This is a genomic window from Gemmatimonadota bacterium (assembly GCA_040388625.1).
In the GTDB taxonomy this organism is placed as follows: domain Bacteria; phylum Gemmatimonadota; class Gemmatimonadetes; order Gemmatimonadales; family Gemmatimonadaceae; genus Fen-1247.
Window position 1 is genome coordinate 101,404 of record JAZKBK010000005.1, and the last position, 23,837, is coordinate 125,240.

Below are 23,837 nucleotides of genomic sequence, written 5' to 3' on the forward strand. Positions count from 1 at the left end.
TCTTCGTGTAGCGGCATCACTTGCAAATATCAAACAGCGCCGACTTTCAGCGTACATTCCGATCCTTTCCGCAACGATCAACCGGCCTTGGCGTTCTGGAGATCATCGATGTCTTCAGGTGCGACGTCGAGTGATTTCACCCCTGGCGCGATGCATCTTCACAGACGACTGAAATTAGGAAGTTAGAATCCTGCCCCCGAACCCCGCATCGATGCAACATTTATCAATAGATTTGATACAGTCACTGAAGGAACGCGATACACCGTCGAAGTGGAGATCGGGTTTAATATGCCAGATGCGCTGATCGATCGATCTTTGCGCGGCGTGGTTCGGAGCTGGGTCCGGCGATTCGTGCTCGAGCCGATGCGTTCCGCCACACATGGAAGATTCACGAATGACTGATACAGCTCCGCCAGTCGGCAAACAACCACAGCGCGGACCATTTGCATGGGTGCACGCGTTCACGGGTTTCTATCCGGCGATGGCCGAAGAATTCTCCCACCTGGATCCGGTAACGCGGTTCCTCTACGCGTCGCGCAGCGTCATCCTGGTGATCTCCGCACAGGCTGCTTTGATCGCCGGACTGCTTGCCGTGATCGCCGGCGGCTTCGAGCCCATTCCGTTCGTGCTGGTGCTCGTTGGCTACGTGGTGCTCCACGCGATCAGCAACCTGTCCAACGATTATTTTGGATATCGCAGAGGACACGACACGGCTGACTCGCCGCGCCGACGCTACACCCTGCATCCGATCGCAAGCGGGGCAGTGACACCGCGGCTGCTGATCACCGGGCTCGTCATTCTCTCCGCCATAGCAGCGGCGATTGCGGTTTACTTCGTCACGTTGCGCGGACGGAATGCACTTGGACTGGTAATCGCAGGCGCACTGCTGCTCTATGCATACGACGCCGCCCCGAAAGCATTGAAGGAGCTCGGGCTCGGTGAGGCAGCTGCGTTCGTCGTATGGGGACCGCTGATGATCGGAGGCGGCTACTACGTGATCACCGGACAGTGGTCGGCGGCCGCGTTTCTCGCATCCGTACCATACGGGCTCGGCGTCGCGTCGATTCTCATTGGAAAGCACATCGATCAGCGCGGCTTCGACTCGTCGCAGGAGCAGCGGACGCTGCCGGTCCTGCTTGGCGAGCGTCGCGCGCGATTGTTGAATCAATCGGTGCTGGTTGGCATGTACGTTGTGATCGTAATCGCGGTCATCATGCACGCGCTGACGCCATTCGCCCTGCTGGTGGTGTTTGCGGCCCCGCGCGCGATGCGTGCGCTCCGCGTGATGTCGCGACCGGCACCGGCCGAAGCGCCGGCTGGCTACGTTGGTTGGCCGCTATGGTATCATCGGATGTGCCTGGTGCACAATCGCGCGTTCGGCTGGCTGTACATCGCAGGCCTCGGCGCAGGCGCGCTGTTCGCAACCTTTCTCGCGCGCTAATCGCCGACCATCCGCGCCAGTTTCCGTATACTCCATATTCCGAACGCAGGTCCAATAGCGAGCATGGCGAACGCCCAGCGCCAACTCACTAACTGCGCCATGTGCGGAATTCCCTGAATCGTCACCATCGTCAACAGAAATCCAAGTGACGTCTGCACGGTAAGCGCAGTCCCCACAGCGTGAGGCGGGACACTTTCCGTAACGAGTACCGAGAACTGCGCGCTGTCCGCGATCACGAAAAAGCCCCACACGAGCGCAACTGGAACGACAAGCCACAACGTCATGCCGAAGGTGAGTCCGATAAGCAGCGCACACAAGCCGCTCATCGTCATCGCAACCGTTACAAGCCACTCGCGCCCGCGTCGGTCCGCGACCAGACCACCCCAGATGCATCCCGCTCCACCGATCGCGAGCGCGGCAAACGATACCGCGGACGCAATGGACGTCGCACCACCTGCGTGACCCTGGTGCGCGATGATGCTCGCCGAGATGAATAAGGGCAGCCACGTCCACGCTGCGTACAGCTCCCACATGTGACCCAGATATCCACCTGTCGCGAGCCGGAAACACGGCTCGCGCATGATGTCGGCAACGAGCCTCCATGAGAACGGGCGCGGCGGAAACGGATACGGTCCGTCGCGATATCCGAATGTCACGAGCGCCGCTGCAAGGAGTGCGGCAACAGACGCGGTGAGAACCACAGGGCGGATTCCAGCGCCGGGAATTGCATGCACGAGATAGGGCGTCGCCTTTCCAACTGTCAGCGCGCCTACTATCGCTCCGACAGCGAGTCCGCGGCGCGCGCGAAACCAGGTGGAGATCATCTTCATCGCTGGCGGATAGACGGCGGCGAGTGCGATACCGGTGAGCATGCGACACGCAAGCGCGGTACGAAATCCCGGTGCGAGAAGCAGCGCAGCATTCGACGCCGATCCAACCAATGCGCCGGCGGCGAACAGGCGGCCGGCTGGTACGATGTCGACCACGTTGAGCGTCGCGAGCACCGCGGTGCCGACTACGAAGCCGAGCTGAACGATCGTAGTCAGCCACCCCGACTGCGATGCGCTGAGGTCCCACAACGTGCGATACTGTGCCGACACCGCACTCGCGGCGAACCAGAGCGACATGCCGAGCAGCTCAGCGCACGCAAGCAGCACGAGCATGCGCCAGCGCGATGGATGCGTGTCAGCTGGAAGTGTCACGGACGGGGCGCGCACTGCGCCATCACCAGCAGGTACAGATCGCGCGAACAAATTCGGTGAGACCATGAAGGAGGAAACTGGCTGACCAGCGGCTCCGCCGCAATCCAATGGACGGGTCTGCGCTCGTCCGCAGGAGCGATCCGTGCTACAGCCAGCCCTTCTCTCTCGCTATCCGAGCTGCTTCCACCCTCGTCGATGCGCCCAGTTTCGACATCGCCTCCGACAGATAATTGCGCACGGTTCCCTCCGACAGGCAGAGCATCGATGCTATCTCGGCGCTGGTCTTTCCTTCGCCGGCAAACCGTAACGCCTGTCTCTCCCGATCAGTGAGCGGATCAGGTGCGCTCCACGCCTCGGCGGCAAGATCGGGATCCACCGCGCGAAGTCCAGCGTGGACACGGCGCACAGCGCTCGCCAGCATCTCCGGCGGGCTGTCCTTCAACAGATATCCGCTGGCGCCAGCTTCCAGCGCGCGACGCAGATAACCAGCGCGTGCGAACGTAGTAAGAATCACGACCCGCGTCGACGATTTGAGTCGCTTGAGCTCGGCCGCTACTTCGAGACCGGTGAGATGCGGCATCTCGATATCGGTCAGGAGCACGTCTGGTGCATGTTCGACCACGAGTGATACGGCCTCACGTCCGTCGCGAGCACGCGCGACGACATGAATATCAGGCTCGATCTCGAGCAACGCGGATAGCGCGCCGAGCACCATCCCCTGATCCTCGGCGACAATCACACGGATTGTCATGCCGGCACGGCGAGTCGCGCGCCAGGCGCAGCGTCGGGTTGCGCGGGTGCGATCGATGCGAGCGTCACGAGAATCCGCGTTCCATTAACCGACTCGACGGAGATGTGGCCGCCGACCGATGTTACACGCTCGCGCATTCCGGTCACTCCGTTGCCATCCGGCGCCTGCTTGCCAATCCCGTCGTCATAAATGGAGAACGTTCGCACAGCATTCACACCGATGAGCGCGATGTCGCAACGCGTTGCATTTGCATGGCGGACGACGTTGGTCACTGCCTCCCGGAGAACGAGCGAAAGAACAGCTTCTTCCGCAGGAGAGAGCTGTACGGGCTCGATGTTCGCGCGCATCTCCATACCGCCGGCCTTAAGCATCGATTCTGCACTTGAAATCTCGCTGGCCAACCCGGAATCGCGATAGCCGGCGACCGCTGCCCTCACTTCCGAAAGCGCATCCCGCGAAATGCGCTCGACGTCTCGAATCTCGATCGCAGCGCGCGCCGGATCGCGATCGGCGAGGCGCGACGCGAGCGATGCCTTGAGCGTTATGAGAGATAGCGTGTGGCCAAGCAGATCGTGCAGGTCGCGGGCGATCCGCTCTCGTTCGGCGAGTTTGGCAAGATGTCCGATCTCCTCGTTCGCGCGACGGAGTCGCCTATTGGTCTCGCGGACTCTTGCGAAGTGACTGTTGCTGAAGCCAACGACAGCGCTGATCCCCACCTGCCAGCCCCATGTCCAGGGCGGAAGATGCAGAACTATCGCTTCGATCAGCGCTGTCGCGACCACGACCAGAATGCCCTGCGTCGCACGTCGCGCCGGCCGCAGGTTGCCGGCGAAAGACGCCGCGTAGACCGTGAGCACCGGTGCGCCAGGATTGACCGGGGTAAGTACGAGACCGATGATACCGATGCTCGCGATTATCCAGTACATCTCACGGTTGCCTCGGCACCAGAACCCGCGGAAATACAGCGGCAGGAATAGAATGCCGCCAGCAATCGTGGCGATCCAGACTCCAGTGCTGGCGTGCGAGAGCGCGGGCCACATGAACAGCACGGGGTAGTAGATCAACCACGCGAACGGGGTCCAGCCGATTTCGGGATCGCGCGGGAGGACCCTGAAACGCGAGGACGGCGCGCCGCTCAACATGCGTCAGCCGTAGGTCTTGCCTTCATCGCGGCGGTAGCCGATGACGGCGATGACAGTGAACAGCGCGCCGAATCCAATGAGTGCTGCAATGTGTCCCAGTGCGTGTGACGCAGGCTCGATGCCCACCGCCTCCAGCGCAAGCCGTGCGAGGTGGTAGGGCGGGAAAGCTACCGCGAATCCCTGCAGTAATTTGGGCAGCATTTCCGCGGGAATGAAGAGGCCTGATAGAAATGCCATTGGCAGATAGAGAATATTGACGACCGGCGCAGCCGAGTTGGGGCCTGCGAGATACCCGATCGCGAGGCCCATGGCGCAGAACGGGATCGCGCCGAGCGTCTCGGAAACGATCAGCATCGTCCACTGCGCCGCAGACATTCTCACATGTCCGAACACCGCTCCGATTGCGCACATGAGGAGCATCAGGACCGCTCCGATCGCGAGCGTCGTCAGATATTTGGCGGTGAAGTATGCCGGCAGCGGCATCGGACTGGCCTTCTTGACCGCCAACCATCCCTGTCCCCGCTCGACTGCGACGCCGACGCCGAGCGCAAAGAGGGCGATGCTTATCACACCGAACGCACCGTACGTCGCGAGCATGTATGTCGCGATCATCTCCGAATTCTTGCTCCCGTGCTGCATCACGAGCCCGAACAGGACGTAGAACATGATCGGAAATCCGATAGTCGGGATCATGAACGCCGGCATCCTGGTTTGCTTCCGAAGCTCGTACTTTGTTTCTGCGAGATAGATAAGGATGGACCGGAAACGCGGAACGGAGGTGACGGTGTCGTGGGAAGACGGCCGGGTTGCAAGTGTTGCGCTGGTCATGCCATCTCCCGCGGTTGCGTGATCGATTGTGTGAGCGCGAGGAACGCTTCCTCGAGCTGGATGGCGGATATTTCGAGATCGGCCAGCGACTCGTCGGCCCACAACAGCTCTCGCGCAACGGACTCGGCGTTCGTCACGACGAGATCCGTGTTGCCATGATCGTAGCGCAGCTGCGTAACGCCAGGAATGGCGCGGAGTTCTTCCTCGCTCAACCTTGTCGTGCAATGGATCTTGCGCCCCGAGACTCGTTGCTTGATCGCAGCCGGTGTTCCATCGGCGATGATCGATCCGTGATCTATCACGACGATGCGATCGGCGAGGGCGTCGGCCTCTTCCATGTAGTGCGTCGTGAGGAGGATTGTACGACCGCGCGACACGAATGCGCGGATCTGCTCCCAGAAACTTCTGCGCGTCTCCACGTCGAAGCCCAGCGTTGGCTCGTCGAGAAACAGCATGTCGGGATCGCCGCAGATTGCGAGCGCGAACAGCACACGCTGACGCTGACCCCCGGACAGATCGCCGAACCTGCGATCGCCAAGTCCATCGAGACCCGCGGCCGCGAATATTTCGGCTGTCGGCATCGGGTTCGGGTAGTAGGTGCGAAAGAGATCGATGTGCTCGGATACTCGCAGTGTTTCGGGAACCTTGCCAACCTGCAGCATCGCGCCGATGCGCTGGCGTGTGGACGAGCGTCGTGGATCGCCGCCGAATAGTGTTACGGAGCCCGATGTGGGTGCCGCAAGGCCGAGCAGCAGCTTGACGGTTGTTGTCTTGCCAGCGCCGTTGGGGCCGAGCAGAGCGACTACGCCACCCGGATCGATGTCGAGCGAGACGTCGCGCAGCGCGACTTTATCGTCGTAGGTCTTGGATACCGATGACAGGCGTGCGGCTGAAGTTGTTTGTGTCATTTGAAGCTCACCTCGTCGATTCGCAGGCTGAACGGGCCTGGAGTCGGTCCGGCGGTGAAGGCGATGCCCATCACGTCGTGACCGTCGATTCCCTCGAACGCGGTGAATGGGAATGCGTATTCCTTCCATTCCGGTCCGGCGACGAAGTCAACAGAGAGCGGCATGAACCCCTTGCTCTTGGCGAACAGCATTACGTGGTACGTGTGGCCGTCGCCTTTCGCCCAGAAGTGCAATGATTTGGCGGATGACAGATCTGCCGGCGCCATTGCCTGGATGCCGGGCATGAACATCGGGCCGGCCCATGCGTATTGCAGGCCTGGTGCGACTGTGCCAGTGGTCTCGAGCGATTTTGCCGTTCCGTTGGCGCCGCCATCGACGACCTTCATGGCGGCTGTTGATTTGCCACCGGCGAGCTGATCGGTGCTGACGATCCATCCCAGTCCGAACGATGCCTTTGTTGTACCGTCGTCGAAGTTGCTCACCATGCCGACGACAGATCCATTCGGTGTTGCACGGGTCGATGCCGGCGGTGGAGGTGGTGCGGGGATGCGATCGTACTTCACGCCGCCTTTCCATATTCCCTTGATGTCACGCGTTGCGGTGATGTCGGTTGTCGGGTCGCCGGCGACCAAGAGAAGATCCGCTCGCTTGCCGACCGCAATGGTGCCACGATCCGCGAGGGAGAAGATGCGTGCGGGAACGCTCGTGGCGGCGGCGAGTGCCTGTGGTGGAGTGCGACCCGCGCGCACGAGCAGCTCGAGCTCGCGATGCAGCGCGATCCCGTGCGCGGTACCGGGATTGGAGGCGTCGGTACCGGCGAGAATCGGCACATTCGCTGCAAGCAACTGCCTTACCGTAGCTTCTGCGAATGCGAAATTCATCGCTGCACGCGCACTCTTCGGGAACGGGAACGATGCGTCGATCATTGCGCGGCTACTCGCCGAGAGGTATGGCGACAGGCGCGGGTCGCGCGCGAGCGCCGCGACGCCGGAGCTATCGGCGATGCTCTCGAGAACGGTGAGAGTCGGTGTGACGAATGCGTGATGCGATGCGACGAATCGTCCGAACTCCGGATCAGGCGCGCGATCGATGAACAGGTGCTCGAGCCCGTCGACTCCTGCGTCGATTGCCATTCGTGCGTCGGCGAGTGAGCCGATGTGTGCGACCGCAAGCTTGCCACGTGCGTGTGCAGCCCTGACGAGGGCAGCGACGATTGGAGCGGACAGAGTCGGGATGTGTCTGCCATACGTCGATCCGTCGTCGATTATGATCTTGATGTAGTCCGATCCTTCGGCGATGCGCGCATCGACCCAGGCCTGTGCGGAATCCGGTGACGTGATGGTGGGGACCTGCACGCCATACTCGGTGCCGTGTCCAGCGGGAGCAGTGGCGAGGATGCCTGCGGAGTAGAGGTCAGCGCGGTCTGCTACGTTTCCCTTCTTCTGCTCTGCGCGCATGCTGGCGGCGAGACCCGGATCCGTGAACATGTCGAGCTCGGTCGTTACACCGAACACGAGCGCCTGTTGCAGCGCATCACCGAATGCGTGGGTGTGCGAGTCTATGAGACCCGGCAGTAGTGTTGCCCCGGTGCCGTCGATGACAGTTGCGCCTGACGGTGTTGGAATGTGTGACGCGATGGCGGATATTTTTCCATCGCTGATCAGTACATCACGCTCGCCGAGTGTTTTCGATCCGTCGAATACGCGGACGTGGTGAAAGAGAGTTGCATCGCGCTCGGATTGCGCGGCTGCGGGATGTGGTGAAGCGAGACTGATCAAGCTCGCGATGACGATCTGATATGGAAGCGGTGCACGCATTGTCGTACGCTCCGATTGGTCCTGATGTGGAACCGCCGAGGACGTGGCGGCACAAGGAGTATCTCGGATAGCGGAATGTGCTGGTAGTGGAGCGTGTCACCTGGATGACGTGACAACTGTCATGTGGACCGCGTAAGTTTTAGCAACCATGACGACACCAACGATTACTCCCGACGAGTTTTTTGCGGCCGATCTGCGTGTGGGGCGCGTTCTGTCAGCGGAACCGTTTCCGGAAGCGCGTAAGCCAGCGATCAAGCTGCGTATCGATTTTGGGGAGTTGGGCGTGCGGAGGTCGAGCGCACAGTTGACTGCTCATTACACGCCGGACGAGCTGGTGGGGCGGTTGGTGGTCGCGGTGGTGAACTTTCCGCCGCGTCAGATCGGGCCTTTCATCTCCGAAGTACTGGTCCTCGGGGCGTGCACCACACCGAGTGATGTGGTGCTCCTGGTGCCTGATATGGACGTTCCCGTGGGAACGCGGATTTCCTAGTGAGCGGAGGGTGTGTCCTACGCGGATCGTTGCTGCGGAATCAGAAAGCCCGCTGCGAGATCCTGGCTTCGGCTTTCGGATTGGTCGGGGCCTCCGGTCTCATCGCTGGGAGCGAATGGATCGGGCCAGTGCTCGAGGTAGGCCTTGAGTAGATCGGACGTTTGTTCGATGGCAGTCTGGCGTTTTACTCTAGAGATTCTGGGGTGGAGCTCGAGTGCCATTTGGGGTGCCTATCCTGGTTTGAGCGTCAGAATCGCACCGTGCAGGATGCACACCACTGAAGCCGATGGGAGTCGATCGAATTGGTAAGGATTCGATGCCGAATCAGGCGCGCGGGCTTTCGGGAGGGTAGGTGTAGATTGCCGTTGGCAGGCCTTCTGGCTTCATCTGACGCAGCTCGATGAAGGAGAAGCCAATCTTCTCGAGCAGCTTGATGGAGCGCGCGTTGTCGGGCGAGACCAGGGCCAGGGTGCGCGGCGCCTTGAGTGTGGTGCGGGCGAATTCCAGCATCGCGATCGCCGACTCGGTGGCGAACCCCTGGTACCAGAAGTCGGGGAGGAAGGCGTAGCCAAGGTCGGCGTCCTCGAACTGGGCCCGCCTGAGGAGTCCGCAGATCCCGATCGGGACGAAGGTGGTCTTGAGAGCCACCAGGTAAAGGCCGTGGCCGTGGCGCTCGTAGCTCGCGATTGGCCCGTTGAGCAGATAGGCGACCGCATCGTCGCGGGTTCGGATGCCCCGGTCGCCGATATTCGCGATGAACGACGGATCGTTGACGAGCTCGAGGATGAAACCGGCGTCGTCGGTGGTGAAGTGACGGAGGACGAGCCGGTCGGTTTCCAGAACAGTCGTCGGGGCGCGTGGCGTCACCCGCGACACCGCCGAGGCGCACTGGGAGTGTGGTTTGGTTTCGGCATGCAATGGCAGGCTACATTTGGAGACGGTGTGCCGGAGAGATGTACCGGACACGCATGTCATTCTTATAGAGTATCACAGTTTTCGAGGCGTTCCGTGGCACCACAGTTCATATATGTCATGAAGGATCTCCGGAAGGTAGTTCCACCTTCGCGCGAGATACTGAAGGGAATCTGGCTTTCATTCTATCCTGGCGCAAAGATCGGCGTGCTCGGCGCGAACGGCGCCGGCAAGTCGTCGTTGCTGCGTATCATGGCCGGCGTCGATCAGGATTTTCAGGGCGAGGCGTGGGCGCACGCGGGGACGCGGATCGGCTATCTCCCCCAGGAGCCGCAGCTGGACCCCACAAAGAACGTGCGCGAGAACGTCGAGGAAGGGGTGAAGTCGACGCGGGATCTTCTCACGAAGTTCGAGGAGATCTCGATGAAGTTCGCCGAGCCGATGAGCGATGATGAGATGAACAAGCTGCTGGAGCAGCAAGGGCGCGTGCAGGAGCAGATCGACGCGGCGAATGCGTGGGAGCTGGATCGCACGATCGAGATCGCGATGGACGCGCTGAGACTGCCGCCCGGTGATGCTGCGGTGACGAATCTATCGGGCGGTGAGAAGCGTCGTGTAGCGTTGTGTCGCGTGTTGCTGGAGCAGCCTGACATGTTGCTGCTCGACGAGCCGACGAATCACCTGGATGCTGAATCGGTTGCGTGGCTGGAGCGGCATCTCGCGGACTTCAAGGGAACGGTCGTCGCCATCACGCACGATCGTTACTTCCTGGATAATGTCGCGCAGTGGATCCTGGAGCTGGATCGCGGCGCGGGAATACCATATGAAGGGAACTACACGTCGTGGCTGGAGCAGAAGCGCGCGCGCCTGCAGCTGGAAGAGAAATCGGAATCAGCGCGTCAGCGCACTCTCGAGCGTGAGCTGGAGTGGGTGAGGATGGCGCCGCGCGCGAGGCAGGCGAAGAGCCAGGCGCGCGTGAAGCGATACGAGGAACTGGCTGAAGCGGACACGGCCGAGAAGACGATGTCGCACGAGATAGTGATTCCGCCACCGCCCAGGCTTGGCAACGACGTAGTGATCGCGAAGGGATTGAAGAAAGGCTACGGCGACAAGTTGTTGTACGACGATCTCACGTTCTCGCTGCCGCGCGGCGGGATCGTCGGCGTCATCGGGCCGAACGGCGCGGGAAAGACGACGATGTTCCGGATGATCGAGGGGACCGAGAAGCCGGACGCGGGATCGTTGACGATCGGAGACACGGTTGTGCTTGCGTACGCGGATCAGGAGCGCGCACTTGACGGAACCAAGTCGGTGTACGACGAGGTGAGTCAGGGGCACGATCTGATTCAGGTCGGTAAGCGCGAGATGAATGCGCGCGCATATTTGTCGACGTTCAACTTCAAGGGGACGGATCAGCAGAAGAAGGTCGGCGATCTGTCAGGCGGCGAGCGGAATCGGTTGCAGCTCGCGAAGGTATTGAAGGCGGGCGGGAATCTGTTGCTGCTGGACGAGCCGACGAACGATCTCGACGTGGATACGTTGCGCGCGCTGGAAGATGCGCTGATCGACTTCGCGGGATGTGCGGTGGTGATCTCGCACGATCGGTGGTTTCTGGATCGAATTGCGACGCACATGCTGGCGTTCGAGGGGAATAGCGAGGTGGTGTGGTTTGAGGGGAACTACAAGGAGTACGAGGCGGATCTGCATCGGCGCAAAGGCATAGATGCGGATCAGCCGAAGAGGATCAAGTACAAGGCGTTGGTGCGGGGGTAGGTATTCGCTCGCTGTAGCCAGTACCGCGTCGACAGTTTGAGCTTGCTCGACGCCATCAAGCGTGCGCTGTAGAATTGTGCTCCACGGTGAGCCAACGTTCGCGTTCATTGCTTCTGGTGGCATTGGTCGTCGTGTGAGCTTGTACTTGTGGGTATTTCGCAGGACGCGACCATCCTGCCTCTGCGGCAGTGACGTATCGGCGGTCAAGCCTCGTGGTTACCAGCCACGAGGCTTGACCAGTGTCCCCGTCATGTCTGTGATTGTATCCGGAAACTGGCTTGCGCCAAGCACGCCTGGTCGGATGACCTTCACGAACGATGCTGTCTCACGGAGTTTCACCGGAACCGGAATCCTGGGACTCAGCACACCGACAGGCAGATGCAGGCGATGCGCGACAACGTCTATCGGCATCACTAGATCAGAATCGCTTGAGATGACTCCTGCAGCGTCGAACTTGTCCTCGTACGCATCACAGAGCAGTTGAGTTGCGATGTTCACGTCGGAGCCCTTCTCTTCCGTCTTCATGTATCTGATCCATCTTGGCGGAGGATCCAGATTGATGGCGGAAGTGGCGTGCGAAAGGAAATGACCGAAGTATATCTCGACTTCCGGTAACGTCATCAACGCGCGCAGATAGCTTTGTTGGCGAGTCCGTTGTTCGGGATCGTCGGGCCTCGACGAAATTCGCGCGGTGAAGTACTTCACCTTCACAGCGTTCGCTCCCGGTAGCAGATGCCGAGCTAGAGCTACGAGGTCGAGCCACTTATACGGAGTGCGCTTGAGGCACCGGTTGTACAAGTTGAACCCATCGACATACACGTACGCGCGCTGACGCATATTCCCCCTTGAAAAGCAGAAGCCGCCTTTCGGCGGCTTCGCGCCCTGCCGCCGAAGAGGCAGGGGGGGTTGAGATTAAAGATAGGGTTGGCGGGCTCAATGCGTCAAGTCTTCTTGCTGCACGCGGGTGGGCACTTTCGCGCACTGACGGTCGGGTGTAAACAGCGGGTGAAGATTGCACAGATGAGCTGCTGCCGGTTTCAAGGACACCATATTTAGTGGACTGGACTTGCCAGGAGTGAAAGAGCAAGGATCGATTCACACATAAGTGGCCGTAATCCAGGGACAGGCGTGATGAGGTGTAACGAGTCAGACGGAGGGAAGGCGTTGGTGCGGGGGTAGGTTGCGTACATCGCCTCCGTCCGGAGCCGGGCCGCTATTCGCTCTCTTCCGATCCACGCATGAACAGCCGCACATATTCGTCAAACATGAACTGTCTGTTGCGCTTCTGTCCGGTGAGCTCACGCAGGATGCCAAGGCGTACGAAGTCGGTGATGAGTGCGGCGGCGGTATTGGTCTGGACGCCAAGGGATGCCGTGGCTTCCTTGATCGTGATCATCGGTCGTTGATACAGATTCTGCATCAACGCTTGCGCATGAGCTTGCCGGCGAGGATGAAACGTTGGGAGCTTCTCGCGCTCGATCCTTTCCTTGAGCGTGGTTATGTCGCGAAATACCTGGATGGATGACGCCGAGGTTTCGTGCACGCCGGTCAGGAAGAACTGTAGCCACGGGAGAAGCTTGCTCGTGCTGCGTACGGACATGAGCGCGTCGTAGTACTCGGACTTGTGGCGCTCGAAGAAGTCGGACAGGTACAGGGCAGGCTTCGCGAGCAGGCCGAAGTTCGCCATGTAGAGCGCGATCATGAGACGCCCAAGACGCCCATTCCCGTCCAGAAATGGGTGAATCGTTTCGAACTGGTAGTGAATGATCGCGATTCTGATCAGATGCGGCACATGGATGTCGTCGTCGTGCATGAACTTCTCGAGATCGCTCATCAGCTCAGGCACGTGATCCTGATGCGGCGGTACAAAGGTCGCGTTCTTGAGGCTCGTGCCGATCCAGTTCTGGCTTCTGCGGAACTCTCCGGGCTGTTTGTTCCTGCCACGCACGCCTCGCATCAATACCGCGTGCGTGTCGCGTAGCAGCCTGTTGGAGAGAGGCATGGTCTGCAGGCGCTCGATGGCGAAGCCAATCGCCGCCGTGTAGTTCTGTACTTCCACCCAGTCGTCGCGACGTTCCGGATCGATGTCGTTCGCGTCGAGGAGTGCCTCCTCCATGTTGGTCTGGGTACCCTCGATCCGACTCGACGTGGTCGCTTCTTTCAGGAGGTGCATGTGAATGAAGAAGTCGACGCCGGGAACGATACGCGAATAAGTGCTGAGCTCGCCCAGGAGGCGGCTGGCATCTTCCAGGAGGGTCAGCGTCTGGGGGTCAGAAACAGTCCACTCTTTGTCGATGGTGGTCGGCAGGAAGCTTCGATACTGGTACTGCTGTTCCGAGCGGCCCGACTTGAAATCCTTGACGTCCATGAGTGAAATCCGGGTCATCTTGACATTACGAGTCCTGGTATATCAAATATAAGCCAGTATTTGACATACCATGTATTTGATTTCAATCTGACATAACTTGCCGACTAATGTCAAATAGTCAGCACAATTTGATATACCATCTTCCTCGGGGGGGGGGTGGCGACCGGGAATGGTAGTTGCCGGTCACGGGGGTGCGTGAGTAACGGCCACGTCATGGGGAGGGGCTATGCTGATGCAGGCGGCTGGTGGGCTGGTGATCGACTGGACTCAGATGCCGACGTACAACACGATCATGGCTGTTGCGGCGGGAAGCGGACTGATTTCCCTCGTGTACTTCGCGCGCGAGCTCAAACACGAGACTGACGTGCATCTGGAATCGTGGGCGCTTGCGTTTGCGGTGCCGGGATTCATTCTCGCGATCACGGGGATTCACATGACGTTGACGTGGCCGTTCGCAAAATACTTTCCGTACGACAACATCATCTTCGGTGAGACCAGTTTTGCGTTCGGCGTGCTGTTGCTTGCCGCCACGTTCTATCTGTGGAGTCGTGGATCGACTGTAATCGCCAGCGGTGATCCGGCCCGGTATCTGGCGCGGGTAGCGAGACCTGTGTCGCTTTTCATTTTCGGAATGGGCCTGGCGCTGTGTGCAATCGCCATGGCTGGTCTCGTATTCAAATTGTTCGCAGCGCCTCCCCAAGAGCCGATCTCCGGAATGTTTGCTGGCTATCCGTGGATCGAGGCGATATTCATGTCGGGCCTGTTCGGTCTCGTGGGAATCGGCGCTCTACTGTTTCCGTTTGCGCTGCGTGGTTTCGCGCACGGTTCTGCTGATACTGTCACACAGCGAATCACCGGGTGGTGCTGGGTGCTTGGCGGTGTGGCGTTCTTCCTGTTTGGCGCGCTCAACTTCTTCACGCACATCGGGTTGATCGTTCACACGATGGGGTGAAGAGTGGCGTTACGAGATCGTTCTCTCGGATGCCTGCGAGTAATACGAACTCCGAACGTTAAACGGGTGATTAATCGGAGACGTGTTGCTGATCGTCACCTTACTGTCTTCCCGTCAACTCGAAGCTGAAAGGCTCCTGGACAAACTGCTGCACGCTGCATCCTCCAATGCGCGCGGGTTCGAACTCAGCGTTCGGCAACCAGCGCATGACGGAGTTCAGGAAGTCATTGTAGGCGGCGAGCAATTGTCCGGTCGGCCGCTTTTGCCGTGATGCCCAAACTTCCCTGACCGATCCGGGGATCACGTGACCGGTCGTGTCGATCCGGAACTCTGCTATCACGACGGCAGTGATTCCGGCACGCCGTTCGGTGAGCGGGTAATCGGGTCCGGAGCCAGCCTTCATTCTTGCTGGTACTTCCGGTGGAAAGAGGACGGAGAACATGGGAGATGCAAAGCGGCCGGAATGTGACAGTTGAATCTTGCCGGGATCCGTCAACTCGACGCTGAGACCGAATGTCAAGGAATCGCCGGGCGTGCCCTCAGGCCAGGATGGTCCTTCGCCTTCGTCCAGGGTCCTGTGCACAGCAGTGAGCAATATTGCTGCTGCAGCGGAGTCGGTATGCGGTGATATCAGCTGAAAGACGGGAGCGGCGTTGCGATAGGTGGTGACGGCGAGGGAAATGTGGGACTCGATCCTGTGCCAGGTGATGAGTGGCTCACCCGGCGGAAGCGTGTCGCCTTTAGCGTTGAGAAGACCGCGCACGTGCAGCGATACCGACTGCGCAAACAGGTCCGCCATTTGTCCAACGCCGGAATCGGCTGGCTCCTTGATGGTGGCTCTCAAGTAAACGATGCTCGGAATCGACGGGACTATGGAGACCGTGTCCAGACACGATGGCGCGTGCGTGATTGGACTCTTGTCGGGAGACTGCGCGAAAAGTTCGGGTGTCGACAGAGCGATGCACGCGGTGACTGCAAGCCAGACGATGTCATTCGGACTTCGTGTGTGTTGCATGATGAGTGAAAGTGTCGGACCAAATAAGCGAACGTGATTCCGAAGCTACCAACACCAGCAATATCCAGTGGGAAATCCCCGCTCGCCAATGTAGCACTTTCAGTTGATACAAGCTTGAGGTACCTGGGTCGCGCATCGGCCTCCTGTAAGTCCGGCGGAAAGGAACGGTCAGAAGGTAAGGCAGCTGGTCCAGATGAGGTTCAGGTTCGAGCCGAGCCAATGATGTATGGCTTGCGAAACGCCGAAGGTGTAACACTTTGTTGTATTGACGGAAGTTCCAGTGAATCGCAGTATTGCTCTCCATGCGATATTCACGCGATTCTTTCTACCGGGCGAGCGCGCTTGTAGCGCTTGTCATAACCTTTGGCTGCGGTGGAAGCGACTCGGTGGCACCGACAGTGCCTCCGGCGCTCACAGTCCAGGCCGGCGCGAACCAATCCGTCGTCGTGGCCACAGCAACACCCGTTAGTCCGTCAGTGACGTTGACCGATAGTCACGGCGGGCATCCAGCTGGCATCACGGTCACGTTCACACCGGACAGCGGCGCGGGCAGCGTCTCGACGCCGAGCGCAAAAACCGATAACTCCGGAGTCGCATCCGCGGGCGTATGGATGATCGGGACTGTTGCAACGACGCAGCATCTGACGGCATCGGCGACGGTCGATGGTACGGTGGTGAACACAACGCTGAGTGTTACGGCGTTGCCCGGCCGAGCAGCGGTTATCAAGATCGTATCTGGCGATGCGCAGAACGGGCCGTACGGAGCGACGCTTGTTACGCCGATTCAAGTATCCGTGAGGGATCAATACGGTAACGCGACACCTGGCGTGAATGTCCGATTCAGCGTGGACACTGGTGGAGTTACGGCGGTGACGGGTACAACCGGAGCAGATGGGACGGCGAGCACGCGCGTGCGGCTCCCCTTGACTATGGGGCCAGTCGTGTTGTCGATAGCAGCCGACTCCGTTCCAGAGGTAACGAGCAGCTTCACGTCACGCGGCATTCGCTTCGCCAGCTTCACCATGGATGCAAATACGACGTGTGGATTGTCAGTTGAAGGATATCCGTACTGTTGGGGTGATAACGCGGCTGAACAACTCGTGCCTGTGGGGGTTCCAGAAGGGCAGAACGCGATCAAACCATGGCCGGTCAAAGCCGATCTGGATCTCAAGTCGATATCAGTTGCGAACATCGGCGGTTGTGCCTTGCGCACTGACGGAACGGCGGTCTGCTGGGGAAGTAATGTTTTCGGAGCGAATGGAAATGGTAGCGAGTCACTACAGCTGGAACCGATGACTGCAGTTGCAGGTGGCCTTTCATTCGTCGAAGTTCAGCGGGGGCCTAATGCAACCTGCGGCACTACCAAGACGGGACAATCGTATTGCTGGGGTGGTAATGGCGTTGGCCAGATAGGCTCCGCGAACCTGTATCAGACGTCAGTGTTGAAACCCGCGTTGGTCGACAGCAACATCACGTTCCACAGCTACGCACTAGGATCACTTCATACATGTGCGCTCGATCCTTCCGGCAAGGCCTATTGCTGGGGAATGGATCTGCAGGGTCGTCTCGGCGTCGCCGCAGCAACCGTCGCGTGTAACTCGACCACCTATACATCAAGCGGAAGTACGACGATCGCGACCACGTGCTCTCCGTCACCCGTGCCGGTCAATACTTCGTTACGGTTCACGACTCTGGCAGGCGCGTCGGACGCCACGTGCGGTCTCGATTCAGGTGGTACGGCTTATTGCTGGGGCAGCAACGATTTCGAGCAACTTGGAAATGGCAGTTCTGTTGCTGACACGGTTCCCGCTCAGGTTCCCGGTGCGCCGGCGTTCAAGCAGCTCAGCGCTCACGACCGAGGTTTCTGCGGATTGACCAGCGCCGGCGACATCTACTGCTGGGGCTATGTTGGGTCAGTAGTCGGTGTTCCGAATCTGAGCTGTCCAAACTACAGTGATTGCACACCGACTCCGACCAAAGTCCAGACGGGGCGACAGTTCTCGTCGATCTCCTTCACGACTGGTCAGCTGTGCGGAATATCAGATGGAACCGCCTACTGCTGGGGAGGTGACTATCACGGCGCACTCGGGATTGGAGTGGGCAATGATCTCGGTGTCACTACGCCGACTCAGGTGTCGGGACAGACGCCATAGTGTCAGCCTCGCGAAACGCAAAATGAAATGCGCGACTTGTCTCGCTTGCTTTGCGGCGTTAATGGCGCAATTCGTATCTGCGCCAGTTGCGTCGGCGCAGACGCACAAATTCACTGGTGACATCTGGACGGAGGCAGACAGTGGCAGAATCGTTCACGCTTCCGGCGCGACTGTGTACCTCTGGCCTGAGATCGCTGCCGTAAAGAGCGTGATGAATTCGGCATGCACGGCGTACAGGACCGACATGACATCCTGGACCACCGCGCGCGAGACGCTGAACGATACTGGCTCGGCCATTCCTGCAAGTGCGGCGGTCACGCGCGATCTGGCTCTGCTGCACTCGATCGCGCAACTCCCACATGCAATGGTGCAGGCGGACTCGCTGGGCCACTTTGTCTTTGACTCGATTCCTGGTGGCACGTACTGGATCGAAGCCGAGACAGTGCGGAACGGCAGAATCGTTCAGTGGTGGAAGAAAACTTCACTGTTGACTCTTCCCTTCCGTATCGGCGGGAAGAACTCCGCCGCGCTGGGTTCGACGCGTCTGGGGCCACTCGAGTACCATTCATCGCAATTCTGCACCGACCCGGAACCACGCGTAGGTGCAGCCGCGTTCGCGAACGACACGCCATTGACGCCGACAGATGGAGTTTATCGACCAGACGAGCTCGACAGGAACGTGCAGGTCGTTTACAACGGTGATCGGATTCAATACCCGGAATCGATGCGCAAGGCCGGTATTCCTGGTGATGTCGTCCTCAGTTTCGTGGTCGATGCCAACGGGAACGCAGAAATGGACGCGGTCCGGGTAGTACGAGCTACTGCTCCGGAATTCGTCGACCCGGCAAAACGCAAGCTTGCCACAATGCGGTTTGCTCCGGCCCAGGCCAACGGTAGGCCGGTTCGGTCACGCGTGAGTGAGACGTTCAGCTTCAGCGTCCAGCCGTAGGCTGCCAACCGTCTCGGCCGGCTACTCGTCCGAGCCTGACTCGCTCTCTCCATTCTTCCGCGTCGGTAGCAACCGCGACGACGGCTAACGCGTACTTTATTCGGCGAGTATTTTCGCAGCTAGAATTTCCAGTCTCAGTCCAGTTTCCTTTTCAGAAGGCCCATTTCGAATGTCGATCTCTCGCTTGATCACCATCGCCGCCATTGGTATGGCGGCGCTCACATCTGTCGCCAACTCCGTCGCCAGCGCTCAGTCCACCGATGCCCTCTACGCCGAGATGCACTGGCGTGAGATCGGGCCGACGCGCGCGGGGCGCGCCCGGGCGCTCTCGGGGGTGGCCAGCCAACCGAATGTCTTCTATGTCGGGTACGACAACGGCGGTGTCTGGCGGTCCACAGATTACGGCTCTAACTGGGTGCCTCTGTTCGATAGCGAACCAACGGGATCGATCGGTGCCATAGCTGTCGCGCCTTCGGATCCGAACATCATCTATGTGGGGACTGGCGCCGGAATCATCCGACCGGATCTCTCGGTCGGCGACGGCATGTACAAGTCGACCGACGCTGGCAAGACGTGGACGCATCTGGGTCTCCGCGACAGTCAGATGATCGCGAACATCGAGGTCGATCCTACGAATCCCAACCGGTTGTTCGTCGCGGTGCTCGGACATCCTTACGGTCCGAATGCGGAGCGCGGAATATTCCGCTCGACTGATGGCGGCAAGACTTTCGAGAAGGTGCTTTACAAGGACGAGTACGTGAGCGGCAATGATGTTCGCATCGATCCAAAGAATCCGAACATCGTTTACGCTGCACTCTGGCAGCAGCAACAGAGTTACATCGAAGGCGCGGAGTTCGGCGGCACGGAAGGGGGAATCTTCAAGTCGACCGATGGCGGCACTACGTGGAAGCAGCTCACGAATGGACTTCCCGCAGGGGTGATCGAAGCGAATCTCGGTGTCTCGATGAGCGCGCCGAGCACTATCTATGCGATGGTGGCAGGCACATCCGGGTCCGCAACACCAGCTCGCGGTGGAACGACTGGAACGATTGGCTTCTACAAGTCGACCGACGCAGGCGAGCACTGGACACTTGCAGCGCGAGATGCGAACAATCCAGGAGCATCGTCGAACGCGGTGCTGGATCCGCGTCCACTCGTGCGCATCGGCGGTGGTGACCTTCCGACAATCGCAGTAGATCCAAAAAATCCGAACGTCGTCTACAGTGCATCGACGGTGTTCTGGCGCACTGAAGATGGAGGTGTCACATGGAGCGCAGTGCGCGGTGCACCGGGCGGCGATGATTATCAGAAGGCATGGGTAAACCCGAACGATACGAACATTCTGCTCGTAGTCGCGGATCAGGGCGCGATCGTTTCGGGCAATCGCGGCGTGTCGTGGAGCAACTGGTACAATCAGCCGACGGCTGCGATGTATCACGTGTCGACGGATGACGCATTCCCGTATCGCGTGTGCGGCGGCCAGCAGGATTCCGGCTCCGCTTGCGTGGACAGTAGATCGATGGATGGCGAGATCACGTTCCACGACTGGCATCCGGTGAACATTCAGGAATACGGCGTGGCGGCGAGCGATCCCAAGGATCCGGATCTCGTTTTCGGAAGCCAGCGCACCAACATCTCACTGTACAATCGCAGGACCGGCCAGACGACAAACGTGGGCCCCGACGCGGAAGCACGAGGCACCGAGTTCGGTCGCAACGTGCGTACGATGCCGATCATGTGGTCGCCGGTGAATCACAACGTTCTCTTCTATACGTCGAACGTCGTGTGGAAGTCGACCGATCAGGCGCACAGCTGGACGCGCATCAGTCCCGATCTCGCGCGTCAGACGTGGGCCGTGCCGGCCACAGTCGGAAAGTATTCCAGCAGCGTGAAGCCGGCACCACAGGGAAGCATCACTGCGCTCTCCGCGTCGCCGCGGGACGTGAACGTGATCTGGGCGGGAACCGACGACGGCAACATCCAGGTGACTACGAACGGTGGCGCCAAGTGGACCAACGTCACGCCTGCTCAGATCAAGCCGTGGACGCGCATCTTCAACATCGATGCGGGTCACTTCGATACACAGACCGCGTACGCTGCGGCGAATACTATGCGTATCGACGACCTCAATCCGCATCTCTGGCGCACGCATGATGGTGGCAAGACGTGGACCGAGATCGACAACGGTATCGCGCCCGGCGCTGCTACGAATTCCATCCGTGAGGATCCGCACAAGAAGGGATTGCTGTACGCGTCGACGGAAACTCAGGTGTGGGTGTCGTTCGACGACGGTGATCACTGGCAGTCGCTCAGGCTGGACATGCCCGCCGTGTCGGTGCGCGACATACAGATCAAGGACGACAGCATCTGCATGTGCTCCGATCTCATCGCGGGAACGCACGGGCGCGGCTTCTACATTCTCGATGATGTGACACCGTTGCGCCAGGCTGCGGAGGCTCGCAGCGCCAATGGTGCATACCTGTTCAAGCCGCAGACGGCATTGCGTATTCGTCTCGCGACCAACGATCCGACGCCATGGCCACCGGAGCTTCCCGCGGGAGAGAATCCGCCGAACGGCGCCATCATCGACTACTATCTGTCGTCGAACGTGTCCGGTCCGGTGACGATCGACATACTGGATGCGAGCAACAAGGTGGTGCGCACCTACACGAGTGAGCTCAAGCGCGATCCCGATCCGGGAGTGGATCGTGCTGCCTACGACAAGGTCTGCAAGGCGAATCCGGAGTCGCCGGATTGCGACGTGCCGTTGTACTGGCCATCGCGCATCAAGTCCATGCCGACGAGTGCCGGCATGCATCGCATCAGCTGGAACATGAGATACCAGCCGCTCGCCACGGAGCGCGGCGGAGTCGATGCTACGGGTGCGGTTCCGAATCGCAGCTCGCCGTCGCCGAGCTCGCCGTGGGCGCCGCCGGGTCAGTACACCGTGCGTCTCACCGTTGCGGGCAAGAGCTACACGCAGCCGTTGACTGTGCGTCTCGATCCGCGCGTGAAGACGTCGCCGTCTGCGCTTGCGGAGAACACCAAGCTGTCGCTCGAGATGTACGAGCTAGCGCGCACGACGCGCATGGCGTACGGGCAGGCGCACGACCTGGGAGAGAAGGTCGGTCAGCTTGTGAAGGAGCAGAATGTCGACGGTGCGTTCAAGACGGAACTCGATTCGGTTGCGCCGGACGAGGCGCGCGGCGGTCGACGGTTCTTTGGACGTGGCGGCGGTCGTCCTTCTGTCACACTCAACGCAGCGAGCAGTGCAGCGTTGGCGGCATCATTGTCGATGCAGGCCGCAGAGACGGCACCCACGGCGGCACAGATCGCTGCGTGCGCACGGGCCAGAGTGCAGGCTGCTGCGGCGATGGCGCACTGGAATACGCTCAAGACGACTGGGCTGTCGTCGTTCAACGCGCTGCTGAAGACGAAGGGTCAACCGGCGCTGACGCTGCCGGCGCTCAGGCTGCCAGCGGCGTTGCCGAGTGATGAAAATGGGAACGTGAATGAGAAGGAGAACGAAGGGTAGGCGTTGTAGGCGACACCGGCCACGACAACCTGAGGGGGTCGCATGTATTATCGGGCGCTGATGCGCAGACGTCCGCACGTTACTGCGATGGTTACTTTCGTCCTGGCATTTCTTATTTGGGGATGGTTGCTGCCGTGGGTATGGCATCAGCCTCGTGATTGGGCCACGGCGATCTCGATGGCGGTAGTGCTCGGGTTAGTATCGTACTTCAACCGCCTTCGCGCAGGGCGAGCGAAGGCGTTGATCATGGGGCTGCTTTCACTCGGCGCACTCGTACTGTACGCGAGTTCGGTTTATGCTGACGGGATTCCGCAGGACACCACCGAGCGGTTCTATTTTGCCGCAGTAGTTGCGATTCCGGTGTTCGGCGTCGTGTTGGCGCTTTGGATGTTGCGAAAGTCGCGAGTAGCAGCATGAACGGACTTGCACGCATGTCGGTTCTGGGAGTGCTGGTCGTGATCGCGTGCGGTGGTGATTCCACGAATTCCACCGCACCGATCGGACCAACCGATCAGGCCGCACTACAGAGTCTCACAATGGGGATGGCAGCCGTCACCACCTCGGCGGCATCGTCCGACGCAGGGTTCGCTCTGGCGATGCTGCCGCCTGTATCGGCGTTCACGGGTCAGGCGTTGAGTCACACATCCATCACTGTGGACGGTACGTCGGTGCAGGTCTTCGCGCTCGCTCGGCGCGTTACATACCCATCTGGTACATGCCTGGAGCAATTGCTTGGTATTTCCAATTTCGCCAATCCTGGTAGCTGCACAAGTTTTCCGGGAACGTTGTCGTTGATTCTGTGGCAAACAAGTTCAGCGTCGCAGGCACCAGACAGGGTTGTCGTGATCCTCGCCGATGCCGGCAACGCCAGCTTTGCGGGCCTGTCATCATCTGGCGATCCATTTCTGACTGGCACCGTGTTTCCGCCCATCGGCATCTATCTCGAGCGAAGCGGTGGCGTGTGGTTGGCGTCGGGCGGAAGTCTCAGTAGCACTGTCACGGCTACAGTGCAGACGTGTACGATGGCGCCGCCGATATTTGCGAAGTCTGCGACGTGCGGCATGGGATCGTTCCTGGAGACCGGCAATATTGCGTTCTCGCCGCTCGAAGTCGGTGGCGTCACAACGACCGGAACGCGCTCCATCACCATATCCGCACAAACGCTCAGCGGAATGATTCAGACTGTAACCGCAACTGCGCCGCTCACGATTCCAATCAGTGGATAATGACCATGCGTCGGTCCCGATAGGCTGAGTGCACGGGATGTCACTCATGACCGTCCGATGGATTCTGCTTGCCCTCTCCGGCTTCGCTCTACTGACCGGATTCGCGATGCACGGGTTGGTACGCCGTCTTCTGTTGCAACCCATCGTCAATACAACACAGCTGAGCAGCGGCATTTCATCGCTACCCTTGAAAGTGTTCCGGTTGATGATCACGCGTGCGTGGGTGTTCCGGATTTACCATCTATGCTTCGCAGTGTTGCTGTTCGCAGGCTGGTGGTACTTTGGGACCGACGCCGGGCGCCTCAGGTGGATGCAGTGGACGGTGCATCCGCAGTGACCACGACCACGGCAGTTACCAACCCGCTTACCCCTTGT

The 23,837-nt window shown here is 59.9% G+C and carries 20 protein-coding genes; 10 read left to right on the top strand and 10 right to left on the bottom strand.

The window, feature by feature from the left end:
- Positions 1-394 precede the first annotated feature (394 nt).
- On the top strand, positions 395-1,441 hold the full coding sequence (locus V4529_12290) for a prenyltransferase (protein MES2359102.1): 1,047 nt from the start codon (positions 395-397) through the stop codon (positions 1,439-1,441).
- Here the strand turns inward: V4529_12290 and V4529_12295 are convergent.
- From V4529_12295 to V4529_12320, 6 genes are all read right to left on the bottom strand, one after another.
- Positions 1,438-2,658: an MFS transporter gene (locus tag V4529_12295; protein ID MES2359103.1), complete on the bottom strand. Its 1,221-nt coding sequence runs from the start codon at positions 2,656-2,658 to the stop codon at positions 1,438-1,440. The genes V4529_12290 and V4529_12295 overlap by 4 nt on opposite strands.
- Positions 2,659-2,788: 130 nt before the next feature.
- On the bottom strand, positions 2,789-3,394 hold the full coding sequence (locus tag V4529_12300) for a response regulator transcription factor (GenBank protein ID MES2359104.1): 606 nt from the start codon (positions 3,392-3,394) through the stop codon (positions 2,789-2,791).
- Positions 3,391-4,533, bottom strand: coding sequence for a sensor histidine kinase (locus tag V4529_12305; protein ID MES2359105.1), 1,143 nt, complete (start codon positions 4,531-4,533; stop codon positions 3,391-3,393). Before V4529_12305 ends, V4529_12300 begins: the two co-directional genes overlap by 4 nt.
- Before the next feature lie 6 nt (positions 4,534-4,539).
- Complete coding sequence (locus V4529_12310) at positions 4,540-5,364, bottom strand: ABC transporter permease (protein MES2359106.1); 825 nt, start codon at positions 5,362-5,364, stop codon at positions 4,540-4,542.
- Positions 5,361-6,272, bottom strand: a complete 912-nt coding sequence (locus tag V4529_12315) for an ABC transporter ATP-binding protein (protein ID MES2359107.1) — start codon at positions 6,270-6,272, stop codon at positions 5,361-5,363. The genes V4529_12310 and V4529_12315 overlap by 4 nt, the downstream gene beginning before the upstream one ends.
- A complete protein-coding gene (locus tag V4529_12320; GenBank protein ID MES2359108.1) occupies positions 6,269-8,089 on the bottom strand; it encodes a CIA30 family protein in 1,821 nt (606 codons plus the stop codon). Before V4529_12320 ends, V4529_12315 begins: the two co-directional genes overlap by 4 nt.
- A gap of 148 nt (positions 8,090-8,237) precedes the next feature.
- Between V4529_12320 and V4529_12325 the strand changes: the two genes are divergently transcribed.
- Positions 8,238-8,579: a tRNA-binding protein gene (locus V4529_12325; GenBank protein ID MES2359109.1), complete on the top strand. Its 342-nt coding sequence runs from the start codon at positions 8,238-8,240 to the stop codon at positions 8,577-8,579.
- A 324-nt stretch (positions 8,580-8,903) separates the two neighbouring features.
- On the opposite strand, the gene V4529_12330 is transcribed toward V4529_12325, so the two are convergent.
- Positions 8,904-9,446 (bottom strand): GNAT family N-acetyltransferase, encoded by a 543-nt coding sequence (locus tag V4529_12330; protein MES2359110.1) that lies wholly within the window; start codon positions 9,444-9,446, stop codon positions 8,904-8,906.
- 141 nt (positions 9,447-9,587) lie between these two features.
- Here V4529_12330 and ettA point away from each other — a divergent pair, with 141 nt between their 5' ends.
- Positions 9,588-11,264, top strand: coding sequence for an energy-dependent translational throttle protein EttA (gene ettA / locus V4529_12335; GenBank protein ID MES2359111.1), 1,677 nt, complete (start codon positions 9,588-9,590; stop codon positions 11,262-11,264).
- 216 nt (positions 11,265-11,480) lie between these two features.
- On the opposite strand, the gene V4529_12340 is transcribed toward ettA, so the two are convergent.
- Entirely contained in the window at positions 11,481-12,101 is a 621-nt protein-coding gene (locus V4529_12340) for an NYN domain-containing protein (GenBank protein MES2359112.1), read from the bottom strand.
- A 376-nt stretch (positions 12,102-12,477) separates the two neighbouring features.
- Positions 12,478-13,650: a Fic family protein gene (locus tag V4529_12345; protein MES2359113.1), complete on the bottom strand. Its 1,173-nt coding sequence runs from the start codon at positions 13,648-13,650 to the stop codon at positions 12,478-12,480.
- 208 nt (positions 13,651-13,858) lie between these two features.
- Between V4529_12345 and V4529_12350 the strand changes: the two genes are divergently transcribed.
- Complete coding sequence (locus tag V4529_12350; protein MES2359114.1) at positions 13,859-14,584, top strand: DUF981 family protein; 726 nt, start codon at positions 13,859-13,861, stop codon at positions 14,582-14,584.
- Positions 14,585-14,684: 100 nt separating this feature from the next.
- Here the strand turns inward: V4529_12350 and V4529_12355 are convergent, their stop codons facing one another.
- Positions 14,685-15,599, bottom strand: coding sequence for a hypothetical protein (locus V4529_12355; GenBank protein MES2359115.1), 915 nt, complete (start codon positions 15,597-15,599; stop codon positions 14,685-14,687).
- Positions 15,600-15,901: 302 nt separating this feature from the next.
- Here V4529_12355 and V4529_12360 point away from each other — a divergent pair, with 302 nt between their 5' ends.
- From V4529_12360 to V4529_12385, 6 genes are all read left to right on the top strand, one after another.
- A complete protein-coding gene (locus tag V4529_12360) occupies positions 15,902-17,752 on the top strand; it encodes an Ig-like domain-containing protein (GenBank protein MES2359116.1) in 1,851 nt (616 codons plus the stop codon).
- Positions 17,753-17,813: 61 nt separating this feature from the next.
- On the top strand, positions 17,814-18,701 hold the full coding sequence (locus V4529_12365; protein ID MES2359117.1) for an energy transducer TonB: 888 nt from the start codon (positions 17,814-17,816) through the stop codon (positions 18,699-18,701).
- A 169-nt stretch (positions 18,702-18,870) separates the two neighbouring features.
- Complete coding sequence (locus tag V4529_12370) at positions 18,871-22,236, top strand: glycoside hydrolase (protein ID MES2359118.1); 3,366 nt, start codon at positions 18,871-18,873, stop codon at positions 22,234-22,236.
- 60 nt (positions 22,237-22,296) lie between these two features.
- The gene (locus V4529_12375; GenBank protein ID MES2359119.1) at positions 22,297-22,653 is read left to right on the top strand and encodes a hypothetical protein; all 357 of its coding nucleotides are present in this window, start codon (positions 22,297-22,299) and stop codon (positions 22,651-22,653) included.
- Complete coding sequence (locus V4529_12380) at positions 22,650-23,462, top strand: hypothetical protein (GenBank protein ID MES2359120.1); 813 nt, start codon at positions 22,650-22,652, stop codon at positions 23,460-23,462. Before V4529_12375 ends, V4529_12380 begins: the two co-directional genes overlap by 4 nt.
- A gap of 37 nt (positions 23,463-23,499) precedes the next feature.
- On the top strand, positions 23,500-23,799 hold the full coding sequence (locus V4529_12385) for a hypothetical protein (GenBank protein ID MES2359121.1): 300 nt from the start codon (positions 23,500-23,502) through the stop codon (positions 23,797-23,799).
- Positions 23,800-23,837: the final 38 nt, after the last annotated feature.